Here is a 15,756-nt window from a genome sequence, read left to right as displayed (position 1 = left end):
ATATATCAATAGTTCCTTTGCTTCCTGAGTCTGCACATTTTAGGAAATTAGAGCGGAGGTAATGACCACTGCTACTTTTTTTTGACCTTTGAGAATGAAACTAACCGTTAACAGCTTGTTTAACCTCCTTGTGTTCACTATTTTGATTTAATTGTTTTCCTTACCTACATTGATATTTAATAGAGTTGCACTGAAAACCAATCTACTATTCAATTTATTAATTGATCCAGTTCCCTTGCTCTCATTTGTAGCACTTTAGGAAAAATGAAACAGAAAACGAAAAGCTGTTTCGGCACTCGAAAGACGGATAATACAACGTATCTTATTCAGTTAAGTTACCTCACTTTTTCAATGGGTTTCTATCGTTGTTTAGTCTGACGGGAGAAGGATCTTTTTCCTTCTATATATATAATATAACAACCTTTTTCCTCCAATGCTATGGGTTTTTACAAAACTTTACATCTATTCTTATCAATTCAAAAATGAGTATTTATACATAATTGTAAGTAAATTTATCTCTTTTTCTAATAGACAACAGTGACCACTATAGGGCAAAATGTTCACAAAACTTTGACTAAAAAATTGTTGTAATCGTTGGGCTTCTTCTACGGAGGGCAAAAGATTATCTTCTTCTGAGGCGATGATTAATACTGGTTGGGAAAACTGTTTAATTTTGTGCAGGTTGAGACGAAATTGATTAAGAAGTTTGATGCGATTGGATACGGTGAGGGGATGTATGGATTGCAGGGTTTCAAGGAGGGCTACCCGTTGAGAATGTGCGATCGCACTTATTTTCACCAAAAAAGGAAACAAAATGAAAGTAGCGCCATTATAAATATTATTAGGCATCAAAGAAGTGATATAAGTGCCAACATTTAACCAACTACGACGATAAAAACTAGATGCAGAATTAATCAGAATTACTTTATCGAAAAAATCAGGAATCATCTCCATCAACTTCAAAGCGATACAAGCCCCAAAAGACTCTCCGCAAAGATATATCTGGGGATAATTATTTTTATCAACTTCCTTCTCTAATAACAACATTAGAGGCTTAATTAACTCTTGCCAGTTTGACGCCCTATCGTGGGTAAAATCGAGACAACGCACCTCAAAATTTCGGAATAAATCCCTTTGAGTTTCCAATAGTTTGCCGCTGCCATCCATGCCTGGTAGATAGATGAATAGGGGTTTTTTGTGTTTACTAATTCGATACGTTAAAAATCTCATATTAGGGAATGGGCAATGGTTTTTTTAAAGAGGTTTACTGTCACTATCAAAGAATAATCTTTAGTTTGCCCTTAAAACTCTTTTTAGTCCTAAAAAGGACAAGGAATTGTAAAAGATACTTTTTCTTCACTATGGGGATGATAAAAGCTAATCTCACGGGCATGGAGATGGAGTCTATCTCTATTATCCCCTATAAAGCCGTAAAGGCGATCGCCCTTAATGGGAAAACCCAAACCCATCAAAGAATGTACCCGTAACTGATGAGTGCGCCCCGTCACAGGAAAAAACTCCACCCTAGTAGTAATACCATCACAAGCCATTACCCGAAAAATAGTCAAAGCATCCTTCCCAAAAGCAGAATTAACCTCCTGTAGAGGGCGATTATCAGGATTAGCCCATAAAGGTAAATCAATCTTGCCCTCACTTTCTGTTATCACTCCCTCCAACACCGCCTCATATACCTTACTCACCTGCCTACTCGCAAACTGACTAGATAAATTACGATGAACATCCGCACTTTTAGCAATAACTAATATACCAGAAGTATCTTGATCCAAACGATGAACTGCCTTAAAAAAAATATTATCTTTATTATTAACTCTTAAACGAGATTCCACACTATCAAAATTATCACTTCCCCTTCCAGGCACCGACAACAAACCACTAGGTTTATTAACCACTAAAAAATAACTATCTTCATAAACAACTTCAATTTGATAGTCATTATTTTTAACAGCATTATTCTGTAAACCCGACAGCAAAAAACCCATAATAGGCTGACAACGTTCCACACAAGCAGGATAAAATTTTCCTGATACTCTTTCCCCATTAGGAGAAGAAATTCCCCACCAAAACTCAGCCATTGCCAAAGGTTGAAGATTATTAACCGCCGCATAATGTAGCAACTTCGGAGAGCAACAATCCCCCGTACCAGTAGGAATAAAAGACTTATTTACTAACTCCGACAAACTAAAAGTTTCTCCCGCAAAATTAGTCAAAGAATAAGCTCCTTGCATTTGACTTTGTAATTGACGAGAAAGACTTTTACGTTCTTTTTTTAACTCTTGAATTTGTCTATCAGCATTCTCTACTTGTTGCTTAAAAGACGATAATTTATCTTGCCATTCTTTTTTAAAACTTCTCCTTTCCCAGTCATCCTTTCTACTCTCTTGGGCTAAACTTTTCAAGCCCTCATTTAATAAATCTCCTTGCAAATTTTCTTGATAATATATCCTTTTCTCATCCCTTAATCTTTTCCTTTGGCGATGAGTGTTTTTTAAAACCTGATAATCATGACTATGTTTATCTAGTAAATTACTATATTCTTCTCTTACCCCTAAAGTCTTTAACGCAATAATTTGATTTTTTATCCTATCCAACTCCCTGAGAGTAATCTTTTCCGCCATAGCAAACTTTTTACGCCCCGGAATCTGATTTACCCATCCCTCCACATTATCCCTTCCCTTCCACAACCCAGAAAAAGCCTTGATAACCTTTAACTGCCCCTTGGTATCTTCACACAACAATATTCCATACATTTTCCCCTCCTCATCAAAACTGCCATCTTGTCTTAGGTAATCCATCAACAGACAAGCAACTTTTTCCGCTAGTGTTGTACGAGGTAATCTAAGAAGTTGATTAGTTTTTGGACAATATCCTTCATACCAATAAGTAACTTTATTATCCCCATTCAGTGACTCAGGAGAGATAAAATTTTCGAGGGTATCAGCAAAATGGTTTATCATAAAAGCAAAAAAAACAAGGTCGGAAAATTGACCTTGCTTTATCATTGAGCTGGGATGCTAGGATTCGAACCTAGGAATGGCGAGACCAAAACCCGCTGCCTTACCGCTTGGCGACATCCCATCGCTTGGGCACATAAACAATTATAGCGAATCCCACCCATATATTGTCAAGGGAAATTTAATTTTTTTTTAGGTTTTTAATTTTGGGATAGCCAAAGAATGAAATATTTTAAGTTTCCATAGGAATAAAGTAGTTATGGTAAATTGAGTAAGTGTTTCATCCTGAAAAATATGTCAATATAGAAGATGACCTTGTTATTGCTGAGTAATTCTTATGTTAGGGAAGTTCCAAAGTAGTCAATTACGGATTGAGGTTGAAGCCGAGGAGAATATTCTTCGTGAATCTATTTTAGAGGTGGATAACGTTAGTAAGTGGTTTTTCCCTTTTCAATTAGATAAAAAGTTGTCTTCTAAGTTGACTACGGGGGCTAAGTTTAAAGCCTATATTGGTTTGGTAGAGGTTAACCATGAGGTGCAGTGTATTGAGAATAATTGTATCCGCTTCCTCTTGAGTGGGGGTATTGATGGTTATCAGGAGTGGTGTTGGGGTGATGGTTGGGTGCAGTCTAGCCTAGAGGGCATTTCTTTGTTGCCTCTGAAGTTGGGACATTCTTTTAATTTATTGAAGTTTAGGGAATTTGTTGGTTATAAAATGAGGCAACTAAAAAAAGAGAATGACGAATAAGCCACGTTAATAATCATCGATGCTTTAGGATGGATAGTTAATACTTTTTTTCGCTATTAATTATCAATGTAAAAATCAGCAAATATATTTTTTAATATTTGAATGGCTGGGTGTAAGGGGTCAAAGTTTAAGATTTTTTCTTGGGTGCTAATAGTGTGAAAAGGCATAATTTCTATCACGCTGTTACTATGGGCGATCGCCTCTATTTGCGGAATAAAATCTGCTGTCCAAACATTTTGTTTAATAGAAAAATTAGCATTTTTTATAATTACATTTCTAGCAATACCGGGTAATATTCCCTCGGATAACAACGGTGTAAACCAGCATTCATCGGCATAAGCCCACAGATTACCTGTGCTAGTTTCTAACCAACTACCATTTTTATCGGTCAAAATAGCTTCTTGAAAACCGTCTTTTTTGGCTTGATTTAAACATAAGAAAGGAGTTAAATAATTTCCTGTTTTATGTAACGGTAAAGAGCGTATATTTTGATTGTTTATTATTATTTTACCTGCAATTCCTGACCGTTGTTTTTGCTCTAAATCAGCAGGTAATTGCCTTCCTAAAATTAACTCTTTTCCATCAGGAAAAACGGTAACCCGCAACACAGGATAATGATTTGTTAAATATTGAGCTTCCTCTTCAATTCTCTGCCAGTCTGGCATTACCCAACCAAAAGTTTTTATGCTGTTATAAGTGCGATCGCAATGAGCCTCCCAATTCGTTAAAGGATGTTCCAAAGACTGGTTATAAACCCTCAAAGTAGTAAAAATCGTTGCCCCATACAAAAAACCAGGGTCATTTACAGGCAAACAAATCGAATCCCCTTCAATCAATTGACCATCAAAAAAAAACATATCTTATTTCTACCACAAACGCTTCTTACCATCAGGAAAAATTGTTGCCCAATTAGTCTCAGCCTCCTGCAACTGAAACTCATCCACATGGGCATCCGTCAAATTAGCACCACACAAATTCGCCTTATAAAGATTCGCCCCGTCCAAATTAGCCCCCGTCAAATCAGCATTGCGCAAATCCGCATACTGTAACTCCGCTTTCAGAAGATGAGCCTTGGTTAAATTTGCCCTGCCTAATCTTGCCCGACTAAAATCAGCATGGTAAAAATTAGCACTCTCCAAATTAGCATCCTCAAAATTCGTCTTGATGAACTTACCATGATTAAAATTTACCCGAGGCAGATTAGCACCACTCAAATTAAAACTATTAAAACATTGATTACTAAAATCATCACGGCCCATGGCATAGGAACTTAACAAGGTTTCAGGGGTAATTTTAGTGGGTGATAAAGACTTAGATTTACCCTGACGAGCTTTTCTCGCCCTAATAGCTTCCGCCAAGCGAGATGCACTGGTACTAGAACGATTTTCACTATCTACATTATCCTCTGACTCTTGCGCCTCCTTGGGTTTTGATTCAACCTTTTTAGGACTGGAGATTAAACCCTGTTGCAACTCTATATCATAGGGCATCATATCCAAATCATTAATCACTTCATCTACCATTCGGTAGCGGTTTCGCAAATCTACCTCCAACATTTTACCGAGGATTTTGGCAAAGTTGGGACTTACCTTCACTTCCTGCTCCCACAATAACTCCCCCGTTACCTCATCACACAATAAATCCTTGGGGGCTTTACCTGTGAGTAAATATAAACAAGTAGAACCCAAGGCATAAATATCGCTAGAATATACAGGGCGCATGGCAAGTTGTTCGGGGGGGGCAAAACCCATAGTACCTACTGCAAACTGAGTAAAGGCTGTTTGACCATAATTACTGGCGGCCAGTTGGGTGTTGACTTGGTCTTTTACTGCACCAAAATCGATGAGAACCAACTTTTTATCCTGTTCCCTACGGATGATATTAGCAGGTTTTATGTCTCGGTGAATCATCTTGATGGAGTGGATATATTTTAGTATGGGTAGCATCTCCACTAAAAAGCGTTTGGTGGCGTTTTCGCTCAATACTCCATACTTTTGTACTTCTTTTTGTAAAGTAATACCTTTGGCTAAGGTTTGGACGAGATAAAACTTTTTTTGATCTTCAAAATAATCAAGAAGGCGAGGGATTTGAGGATGATCTATTTTTCCTAAAGTTTTTGCTTCCCTTTCAAATAAATCTAATGCCATACTAAAAGTATCAGGATCTTCAGCATTAGGACGCAGTTGTTTAATGACACAATAAGGATTACCAGGCAAACGTAAATCCATTCCTAAAAAAGTCGAACCAAAACCACCCTTACCGATTTTCCTTAAGGCACGATAACGATTATGTAAGATTAAATCACTACCACAAGCCCGACACTGTTTGAGGTTGGGATGATTCTCAGGTTCAGGACAGGAAGGATTCACACAATAGCTTACAATCATTCAGCATTTCCCGTTTTTGCATTTTTAGTCTCAAAATTTCTGAGGAATTTCCATGGTGGAAAGTAAAGAAATTTTATTTTTGATTTGATTAATAAGGGTTAGAGCCTTTACTATTATTATAGGATATTAATGTTGTTTTACTTTTTTGCTACAACTTTCCTTAAGGCTACTATATTATTAAAGATAAGATAGATTAAGTTACAGTTATTCAAAAGTTCACCAGTATAGTAAAAGGTTAAAGAGATTATGGGAATATTTGAGCGCCTTGGAAGAGTTGTAAAAGCCAATGTCAATGATCTAATCGATAAAGCCGAAGATCCTGAAAAAGTCCTGGAACAAAGCATTCGGGAAATGAGCGAAGACTTGATCAAAATGCGTCAGGCAGTGGCACAGGCGATCGCATCTCAGAAAAGGACAGAACAACAGTACCAAAAAAATCAAGCGGAAGCAAATAAATGGCAACAACGCGCTCAATTAGCTCTTAGTAAAGGGGATGAAGGTTTAGCCAGAGAAGCCCTTGTGCGTAAAAAGTCCTTTGCCGATGTAGCAACCACCCTCAAAACTCAGTTGGATTCTCAAAGCACTCAGGTAGACGGGTTAAGAAGAAACCTCGTTACCTTGGAAAGCAAAATTTCCGAGGCAAAAACTAAAAAAGATATGCTTAAAGCCCGTTACAGTGCGGCCAAGGCAAATCAACAATTACAAAGCACCATCAGCAATATTAATACTAGCTCTGCTAGTGCAGCTTTCGAGCGCATGGAAGACAAGGTATTACAAATGGAAGCGGTTTCTGAGTCTGCTGGGGAATTGGCAGGGGCTGGGGAAGAATCTCGCTGGGCAGCCCTGGAGGGTGGTTCTGATGTGGATGATGAGTTAGCTCAAATGAGATTAGAAATGTCTGGGGGTTCTGAGCCCACGGCGGCTCTTCCTGAAGGTCAACCCCAAGATAGTCATGTGGCTTCTGGGGCTTCTAGTAGTGCCGTAGATGATGATTTGGAAGAATTACGCCGTCAACTCAATTCCTAGGTATTATAGGCAGTTTTAAAGAGCTTTAAATAGATAAAGATTAAGGGGGTACAACCCCCTTTTTTTTGTAATATTCCCTATCCCCTAAGCTGGATAAATTCTGAGGCGACGATTGGGCTCATTGCCAAAACTATCGGAGCGTAAGCGATAATGTTCGATAAGCTCATGTTGCATTTTGCGCACCTTGGCATTTCGTGGTAATAACTCCACGGGTTGCCCTTGGGGGATAACAATCTGCTCGACGGCGAGTCTAGCTTCTTCTAGGGCTTCTATTTCATCATCATTTCCTGCTTTGGTAAAAAGACGCAAATCAGCGGATTCTGGAGTATCTGGGCTGTCCATATGAACCAGTTTGCGCAAGGCTCTGGTTATTTGGGGGATACTGTTGGATTTGATGCTATAGATGGGGACTTCGCTATTTTTAGCTAACTGAAGCAGTTTACCGTGGTGCTTAACTTGCGATCGCAAAGCTAACACTGCATCGGCAGAATCGAGGTCTTTGGTAAGGGAAATGGGCATTTTAAGAACGTTTATGACCTGTTCTAATTGCGATCGGCCCACACCGTAAGGATAAAGATAAACTGGCCAATCCTCCCCATTAGGGCCCGGAGTACGAATTTTATTCACCTCATCCGCCTGATACCAAGACTTATCCAACAACTGGTTAAATTCCACCTGAGCAGGAGTTTCAGTTTTGAGAGGGTACATTTTTCCCGATGCCCTCAACCCCGAAGGCTTAGGGGGGCTATTCATCATAGTTTCCCACTGAGGTTCGGATACCTTAGAAATTTCGCTGTTACTAGGAGCCAAATTAGGATCTCTGGTAATGGAAACCTGCCCTGCATCATCCACCTGCCGTAACTGAGGAATAATCTGCCTACCGCGCAAAATATTGTCCACCGTCTGAGCCACTTCCTCATGGACGACCCATTTTTGGCGCTCCCACATCTCCACGGCAATCTCGAAAGTAGGGGGGGCTTTTCTTTCTAAGACCGTTTTCTGAGAACCACGACGACGGGCTTCATCATCCCCTAGGGTAACGGATTGAATACCCCCAATTAGATCAGAAAGGGTGGGGTTTTTGATTAAATTTTCTAAGTAGTTACCGTGGGCAGTACCCACCAATTGAACCCCCCTCTCGGCGATAGTACGGGCGGCGAGCGCCTCTAATTCTGTACCAATTTCATCAATGATAATTACCTCTGGCATATGGTTTTCCACCGCCTCAATCATCACCTGATGTTGCAATTCGGGGTGGGCTACCTGCATTCTCCTTGCCCTACCGATGGCGGGGTGAGGTATATCCCCATCCCCTGCAATTTCGTTGGAGGTGTCAATGATGACCACTCTTTTTTCTAGTTCATCGGCCAAAACTCTGGCGATTTCCCTCAGCGCTGTGGTTTTACCTACCCCCGGACGACCTAATAAAAGAATGGATTGCCCACTTTCCACCAATTCTCTGATCATTAAGATAGTGCCGAATACGGCCCTACCAATACGACAGGTTAAGCCAATAATTTTGTCTTGGCGGTTACGGATGGCGCTAATGCGGTGCAATGTTCCTTCTATACCTGCTCGGTTGTCGGCGCTGAAGTGTCCGACTCTGGGAATACAATGCTCCAAGTCTTCCCGACTCACTACGTCTTCGCTTAGGTAGCAGGTATGATCGATAAATCTTGCTTCTGGTTTTCTGCCTAAGTCTAAAACTATTTCAATCAGGTTTTTTTTCTGGGGATGAGAGGCGATCGCACTTTGGATATTTAACGGTAAAATGTGTAAAAGTTTATCGAGATCGTCAGTAATCTCCATTCTGTGGGTGGGCAGTTTTTCTTCCATTCCTTAAATTTCACGATAAAGACTCATCACCCCCCATGATAACTTAAATTTTCGTAACAAAAGTTAATTATTGCCATGATTACAAAAACTTAAAAACCGCCATACCATCAAGGAGAATGCTTTTTACCATTACAGAGTATCTTGAGTTTTATCCCTTACCCCTTTAACAATGCGGGATAACTCACTTTTCTCATCCACACTAATGCGACTAGGGGAACCACTGATAATCCTTTCATAATTGCGGAACGAATCCTTAATATTAGGACCTTCCTTACTGATGCTATATTCCCTAATACCCTTATCATGCCAAGAACCGCGCATCTTGAACACATTAATCGCCCTAGACATTTCCCCCCTAATTTCTACATACTGCAACATTAAAATCGTATCCGTAATAGTAGAAATGTGGGATTCAGTGATAGAGTGCGCTCCCATAAACTGATCCGTGGTATTAGTAAAGAAACCAGTAATCTCCTCCTGTTTCGCATATCCCGTCACCCCAATGACAAATTGACGAAAAGCATTATTAGTAACTCCCCTAGCCAAAGCCGACAAAGAATCAATGGCAATGCGACTAGGTTTAAACTCCGCAATCTCTGACTTGATCATCTGTAAATGATCTTCTAAACCAGCGGACTCAGGATAAGAACATAACAGTTTCAACAAGCCCTTACGCTCCATATCTTCAAAATCAATACCCCAAGAAGAAGCATTACGGGACAACTGCGCCCTAGACTCCTCATACGCAAACAAAATTGCCCTTTCTCCCTGACGACAACCTTCTTCCAAAAACTTACTAACTAACAGAGTTTTACCCGTACCCGTTGCCCCTGTGGCGAGGATAATAGAATCTTTGAAGAATCCACCCCCGCACATCTCATCGAGGGTTTTGATACCAGACGAACTACGGGCATTAGACGAGCGCTGGGTAAGTTGCATCGCACCCAAAGGAAAGATATTGATACCATCCCCTGTAATGGTAAAAGGATATTCTCCCTTCATGTGAGTAGTACCGCGTAACTTCAGGATTTCAATGGTACGCCTTCTTCTTTCCCCTTCCAATACATTACGGGCAATAACTACATTATCCGACACAAATTCTTCTACCCCAAACCGTGCCACAGGACCATATTCTTCGATCCTTTCGGTGGTCATAATAGATGTAACTTCAAGGTGTTTTAATCTTGCCACTAAGCGAAAAATCTCACGGCGTACCACTGACGCTGCGTCATACTGCTGAAAAACGGCGGTGACAGAATCGATAGATACTAATTTAGCTTTGTATTTATTAACCGCATATTGGATTCTTTCAATGAGGGCTGATAAGTCAAAATTTCCTACCACTTCTTGTCCTTCGGGATCTGGGGAAGCGTCTAAAATAAAAAGTTTTCCTTGATCAATAAGGGTTTGTAAATCCCAACCAAAACTATAGGCGTTTTGGATAATGTCATTGGGGGATTCTTCAAAGGTGACAAATAAACCAGGGCAGTCAAAGTGTTTGATACCGTTGTAAAGAAATTGAATAGCTAAGAGGGTTTTTCCTGTACCAGATGTACCACTGACAAGGGTTGTTCTGGCAACGGGTAAACCACCATGACTGATCTCGTCAAAACCTTCGATCATGGTGCGTCTTTTTTTGACACCTTTTGCCCTTAATTCTTCTTTCCTTTCCTTACTAATAAAATCTTTAGACATTGTTGATATTGAGTCGATTTAAAAAAAATATTAAAAAAAATTTGTTATTTAAAGTTATTATTTATCTAATTATGGGAGATCATAACCTATTCTCGGTCTTTGATTTCTTCATAGAGTAAGTCCAAACCAATGAGGACTTTTTCTCGGTCGGAAAGATCGCCGATAATTTTTCGCACGGGGGGCGGTAAAACTTTGGAAAGGGTAGGAGTGGCCAAGATTTTGTCTTCTTCTGCTAGTTGAGGATTTTTAAGAACGTCAATTACTTTGAGGGCATAAACCCCTTTAAATTCTTCTTCTAAAATGGTCTTTAAAGTTTTTAATGCTCTTACGGAGTTTGGGGTATTTCCTGCTACATATAATTTCAGGACATAGGTTTTTCTTAGGGGACTCATATAATTATTTTTTATAGCTTTTAACTAAACTTTATTTTACTATTTTAATCAGCTGGAAACAAGACTTCAAAGGGTAAATCCTCCCTAGGAATTGAACGACGATACATCTCGCAAAGGTGAGCAATTATGTCAATGAGGGCTAAACGATAATCTAGTAATATTTCTTCGTTGCGTCCTTCTAGCTTCAGTTGTTGTGCGAATTCATCCATTAATTCCATATGAATTTCGAGAATTTGTGATACGGATAAATCAGCAAAAAAACATTGATTAACAAATTGATCTATCAGTTGATTTACTTCGTTTTCTTCTCCAAAATAGAGTATTATCACTTCTCTATATTGTGCAGCTAATTGTCCAAGATATTCTTGGCGTTCTTCTAGGGATAAGTTACGATAAAAATAGTCTGGATTTCTATTATAATATACTCCTAAATATCCTAGTCTTTCTTTTAATTTTGAAGCTAATCTTCTTTGTTGTAGGAGCAAAAAGTTTTGTCTTTCTTCGTTTTGGGGAGGAATAGTTTTTTCTTTTTCTGAGACAGAGCAACTAGGGGCTAGATAGAGAAATTGGGTGATAGCTTTATCTACATGGGTGGTGATATTTTTGATTTGTTCTGGTTTAATTTTGATTTCCCCGACATGGTAAATGATGGATGGGTTTTCTTCGGGAGGATTTTCTTGGGTTAAGTCGGCTTGGTATTGTCCTTGGTTGATGGGGTAGTCGGGGGTTTCGATGATTACGGTGGGTAAAATTAATCCTTCGTCATAAAGGTTGGTGATAATTTCTTGGCTAGTGCTGTTGTAGAGTATGATCAGACAGTCAATTTTTTCTTTATTTTCAATAATAAAGTGTTGAAATTCTGTGTTTGATTCTATGATATGCAGATAATGGCGATCGCTCGATTCTTTTACACCTTCATCTTTCAGCCATGTGATTAATGACTGACTGATAGAGGTATCTGGGGCAAAAATACAAATATATAGACGAGAAGACAAAGGGTTATAAGGGGTAAACGGATTAGTAATTATAATGATTTATCTCTATGGTAGCTTGAGAGTTGATGAATAATCAATGGAAACAAAAAATAGTTTTATGGTGGGTTCGGTATTTGGTGTTTAATGGATAACGGAGAATGAATAATGGCAATTTTTGTGTATGTTTTGACCGTTGTGATATGCACAAACTCCCCATATTTTCAGTTTTTGATTTATTCAGCAGACCCTATTTGTACCTAACACTTAACCGATACTTATCCCGATATATTATTTAAACCAATGGTCTTATTGGTACGTTTGATTAACCCTGTGAGAACTTTACCTGGTCCTACTTCCACCACTTCGGTGATGCCATGGTTGGCAAAATCTAACATAATTTCTCGCCAGCGCACTCCCCCCGTCATTTGTTGAATTAGTCTTTGTTTTATTTCTAGGGCGGATGTACTAGGAAGGGGATCCACATTAGACATAATGGGGGTTGCGGCATCTCTAAAGGTGATGGTGTCTAATACTTTAGTAAATTCTGTAGCCGCCGATGCCATGAAAGGAGAATGAAATGCTCCCGAAACGTTTAACTCCACAGCTTTTTTTGCTTGTACTTTTTCTAAAACCTCATCAATGGCTTCTGGTTTTCCTGAAATTACCACTTGTCCTTCACTATTATCATTGGCAATGACCACATCAGGGTTAGAGGCGATCGCACTTTCCAACACCTCACGATCAAACTTCATCAATGCCACCATTTTCCCACCCTCTGCGGTACTCATCAACTCAGCACGACGCTTCACTAACTTTAACCCCTCGGCAAAATCATAAACCCCCGCCGCATAAAGAGCCACATATTCCCCTAAACTATGTCCTGCTACTAAATCAGGCTGTTTTCCCTCCTGCTTTTGTAAATCAACCAAAATACACTCCACAGTGTATAAACAAGGCTGAGTATAAATAGTTTGAGAAAGTCTCTCATCTCCAGCCTCACATACCTCCAACACTGACCAACCAAGGATTTCTTGAGCCTGTGCAAACTTTTGCTGACCTATTTCTGTCTCTTTCAAAGATAAACCCATGCCCTGAGCCTGTGAGCCTTGCCCTGGAAATACCCATGCGATTTTTGTCATTTTATATACACTTTTTATAACAGTATCGCTGTGACATTATAGTTCAAACTAGGGAAGAATTAAAGATTTCCCATAGGTTAATTAAGATTAGACTTTATCCCGTAAAGATACAAAAAACACCAAAGAGTGTTCTTTATTCTTCATGACCCTCAAAAAAGTATATAACCTTAAATTGAGATAGTCTTAGAGTAGAACAAAAGATTATTCTAAATATTTAACATTATGAATTTACAAGGTCAATTTAATAATCCTGTATCCGTCAAAATTCCTCAACAAATTGAAGAAGTAACCCTCGGAATTGCTATCAAAAATTTTAACCCCACCATGGTAAGTGCTGAGTTTTTGCAAATGGGGGGCATTATTCCCTCGAATTGGGAAGTGGCTCAAAAACCTATGGTCAGCCCCAATGGCACTCAGATTATGTATAAAAATGGTTTAAAAATCATTGCTCAACCAGGGATAATTAATTTTATTGAGGGTTTGGGTAACAAAAAGATGAAAGACTTAAATTTTGCTAAGGTAGCTACTAAATATATCGAAAAGTTATCTAGTGCCGAGTATCAGGGTTTAAGTATTTCTCCGAAAATTATCGCTCCTTTATCTGGAGATGAAACCGCAGGGAAAAAATTGATTAATGAAGAATTTTTAAAACGGGGCAGTTGGTCACAATTTGAAGGTGTCGAACCTCAAGCGGCTTTAAATTTATTTTATAATTTGCAAGGATATAGCTTGGCGGTCAACATTAACCCTGCTAGGTTACAACAGTCTAATAATACAGCAATGCCTGCGATCCTTTTTGCGGGGAATTTTACTTATAAGTTTGATAGTATTCAAGGGGCGGAGAATAAATCAAAGGTTTTGATGAGCAAAATTAATTCTTGGCAAGAAAATTTGGATACCTTTAGGGTTTTGGTAAACGAGAAGTTTTTACATCAGGCTGTATCCTATCAGCAAAGCCTCTTTAATAATTAAGATGGAGATTTAATTTTAAGGTTGATAAGGGGTTCAACATTGTTAACCCCCACCATAATTGTGTCGATGGTTGGAAAGGGCGACATTATAAAGGGGACTTTTATTGTTTATAATATGTAAAGAAAAGTTAAGAGTATGATAAAAAAGAATGCGAGTTGCCATCGTCGGTGCTGGATTAGCAGGATTAGCCACAGCCATTGATTTAGTTGATGCTGGTTGTGAAGTAGAAATTTTTGAATCTCGTCCTTTTGTGGGGGGGAAGGTTGGTAGTTGGGTTGATAAGGATGGTAATCACATTGAAATGGGGTTGCACGTCTTTTTTGGTTGTTACTATAATCTTTTTGCCTTGATGGAAAAGGTAGGGGCGATCGATAATTTACGTTTAAAACAACACACTCACACTTTTATTAATGAGGGTGGTAGGGTAGGAGAGCTTGATTTTCGCTTTATCACAGGCGCTCCTTTCAATGGTTTAAAGGCATTTTTTACTACGTCTCAGCTTTCAGCGGTGGATAAAATTGCCAATTCTTTGGCCCTTGGTACTAGCCCCATCGTTAGAGGGTTGGTGGATTTTGAAGGTGCTATGCGAGATATTCGTAAGTTAGATAAGGTGAGTTTTGCTGATTGGTTTAGAAGCCATGGGGGCAATCAGGGCAGTTTGGATAAAATGTGGAATCCCATCGCTTATGCTTTGGGTTTTATTGATACAGAAAATATTTCTGCCCGTTGTATGTTAACTATTTTTCAATTTTTTGCGGCCAAAACTGAGGCTTCTGTATTGAGAATGTTGGAAGGCTCTCCCCACGAATATTTACATGGCCCTATCGTTAATTATTTGGAAGAAAAAGGGGTAAAAATTCATACTCGCCGACGGGTAAGGGAAATTCAGTACGAGGAAAATGGAAAGGCTCAGGTTACGGGGTTATTAATTGCTGATGGTGAAACAGAGGAGTTGATAACGGCCGATAGATATGTGTGCGCTTGTGATATTCCAGGGATTCAAAGGTTGTTGCCCCAAGGGTGGCGCAAGTGGTCTGAGTTTGATAATATTTATAAGCTGGATGCGGTGCCTGTGGCTACGGTGCAATTGCGTTTTGATGGTTGGGTAACGGAATTAAATGACCCACAAAAACGCACTCAGTTGGAGAAGGCGGAAGGCATTGATAATTTACTTTATACTGCTGATGCAGATTTCTCTTGTTTTTCTGATTTGGCTTTATCTAGTCCTGGAAATTTTTATCGGGAAGGGGAAGGCTCTTTGTTACAGTTGGTTTTAACTCCGGGAGATCCTTTTATTAAGGAAAATAATGAAAAGATTGCTCACCATGTACTAGATCAGGTACATAAGTTATTTCCTTCTTCTAAGAATTTGAATATGACTTGGTATAGTGTGGTGAAGTTGGCTCAATCTTTGTATCGTGAGGCTCCTGGGATGGATGCCTATCGCCCTGCCCAAAAGACTCCTATTGATAATTTTTTCCTTGCGGGTAGTTATACTCAACAGGATTATATTGATAGTATGGAGGGAGCTACTATTTCGGGAAGACAGGCGGCGGAGGCTGTTTTGGCTTCTAAGGGGTAGTTTAGAAAAAATTGTAGTTGTTTGAGAAGGAAA

The 15,756-nt window shown here is 39.2% G+C and carries 13 protein-coding genes and 1 tRNA gene; 4 read left to right on the top strand and 10 right to left on the bottom strand.

Translation table 11 applies throughout. From position 1 onward, the window contains the following. Positions 1-471: 471 nt before the first annotated feature. From A5482_RS05135 to A5482_RS05125, 3 genes are all read right to left on the bottom strand, one after another. Positions 472-1,167, bottom strand: a complete 696-nt coding sequence (locus tag A5482_RS05135) for an alpha/beta fold hydrolase (RefSeq protein ID WP_242411937.1) — start codon at positions 1,165-1,167, stop codon at positions 472-474. A gap of 152 nt (positions 1,168-1,319) precedes the next feature. Then, positions 1,320-2,975, bottom strand: coding sequence for an RluA family pseudouridine synthase (locus tag A5482_RS05130; protein WP_069790836.1), 1,656 nt, complete (start codon positions 2,973-2,975; stop codon positions 1,320-1,322). Between the two features lie 49 nt (positions 2,976-3,024). Continuing rightward, positions 3,025-3,096, bottom strand: a tRNA-Gln gene (locus tag A5482_RS05125). A gap of 213 nt (positions 3,097-3,309) precedes the next feature. Between A5482_RS05125 and A5482_RS05120 the strand changes: the two genes are divergently transcribed. Then, positions 3,310-3,720: a hypothetical protein gene (locus tag A5482_RS05120; RefSeq protein WP_069790684.1), complete on the top strand. Its 411-nt coding sequence runs from the start codon at positions 3,310-3,312 to the stop codon at positions 3,718-3,720. 56 nt (positions 3,721-3,776) lie between these two features. Here A5482_RS05120 and A5482_RS05115 read toward each other — a convergent pair whose 3' ends face one another. Both A5482_RS05115 and A5482_RS05110 read right to left on the bottom strand, forming a co-directional pair. Next, a complete protein-coding gene (locus A5482_RS05115; protein WP_069790683.1) occupies positions 3,777-4,577 on the bottom strand; it encodes an aminotransferase class IV in 801 nt (266 codons plus the stop codon). A 9-nt stretch (positions 4,578-4,586) separates the two neighbouring features. Next, the gene (locus A5482_RS05110) at positions 4,587-6,107 is read right to left on the bottom strand and encodes a serine/threonine-protein kinase (protein WP_069790682.1); all 1,521 of its coding nucleotides are present in this window, start codon (positions 6,105-6,107) and stop codon (positions 4,587-4,589) included. 246 nt (positions 6,108-6,353) lie between these two features. On the opposite strand from A5482_RS05110, the gene A5482_RS05105 reads away from it, so the two are divergent. Continuing rightward, the gene (locus tag A5482_RS05105; protein WP_069790681.1) at positions 6,354-7,133 is read left to right on the top strand and encodes a PspA/IM30 family protein; all 780 of its coding nucleotides are present in this window, start codon (positions 6,354-6,356) and stop codon (positions 7,131-7,133) included. A gap of 84 nt (positions 7,134-7,217) precedes the next feature. Here A5482_RS05105 and A5482_RS05100 read toward each other — a convergent pair whose 3' ends face one another. The 5 genes from A5482_RS05100 to fabD form a co-directional block, all read right to left on the bottom strand. After that, the gene (locus A5482_RS05100) at positions 7,218-8,969 is read right to left on the bottom strand and encodes a R3H domain-containing nucleic acid-binding protein (RefSeq protein ID WP_446684817.1); all 1,752 of its coding nucleotides are present in this window, start codon (positions 8,967-8,969) and stop codon (positions 7,218-7,220) included. Between the two features lie 129 nt (positions 8,970-9,098). Next, positions 9,099-10,664: a circadian clock protein KaiC gene (gene kaiC, locus A5482_RS05095; RefSeq protein WP_069790680.1), complete on the bottom strand. Its 1,566-nt coding sequence runs from the start codon at positions 10,662-10,664 to the stop codon at positions 9,099-9,101. An 86-nt stretch (positions 10,665-10,750) separates the two neighbouring features. Next, on the bottom strand, positions 10,751-11,056 hold the full coding sequence (kaiB, locus tag A5482_RS05090; RefSeq protein ID WP_069790679.1) for a circadian clock protein KaiB: 306 nt from the start codon (positions 11,054-11,056) through the stop codon (positions 10,751-10,753). 44 nt (positions 11,057-11,100) lie between these two features. Then, positions 11,101-12,051: a circadian clock protein KaiA gene (locus A5482_RS05085; protein ID WP_069790678.1), complete on the bottom strand. Its 951-nt coding sequence runs from the start codon at positions 12,049-12,051 to the stop codon at positions 11,101-11,103. Between the two features lie 254 nt (positions 12,052-12,305). After that, positions 12,306-13,169: an ACP S-malonyltransferase gene (gene fabD / locus A5482_RS05080; protein ID WP_069790677.1), complete on the bottom strand. Its 864-nt coding sequence runs from the start codon at positions 13,167-13,169 to the stop codon at positions 12,306-12,308. A gap of 222 nt (positions 13,170-13,391) precedes the next feature. On the opposite strand from fabD, the gene A5482_RS05075 reads away from it, so the two are divergent. Both A5482_RS05075 and zds read left to right on the top strand, forming a co-directional pair. Further along, the gene (locus tag A5482_RS05075) at positions 13,392-14,141 is read left to right on the top strand and encodes a hypothetical protein (protein ID WP_069790676.1); all 750 of its coding nucleotides are present in this window, start codon (positions 13,392-13,394) and stop codon (positions 14,139-14,141) included. 148 nt (positions 14,142-14,289) lie between these two features. Next, positions 14,290-15,723, top strand: coding sequence for a 9,9'-di-cis-zeta-carotene desaturase (gene zds, locus A5482_RS05070; RefSeq protein WP_069790675.1), 1,434 nt, complete (start codon positions 14,290-14,292; stop codon positions 15,721-15,723). Positions 15,724-15,756: the final 33 nt, after the last annotated feature.

Source organism: Cyanobacterium sp. IPPAS B-1200, from assembly GCF_001747005.2.
Lineage (GTDB): Bacteria > Cyanobacteriota > Cyanobacteriia > Cyanobacteriales > Cyanobacteriaceae > Cyanobacterium.
The sequence above is the reverse complement of the archived record's forward strand: the minus strand, read 5'-3'. Positions and strand labels throughout refer to the sequence as shown.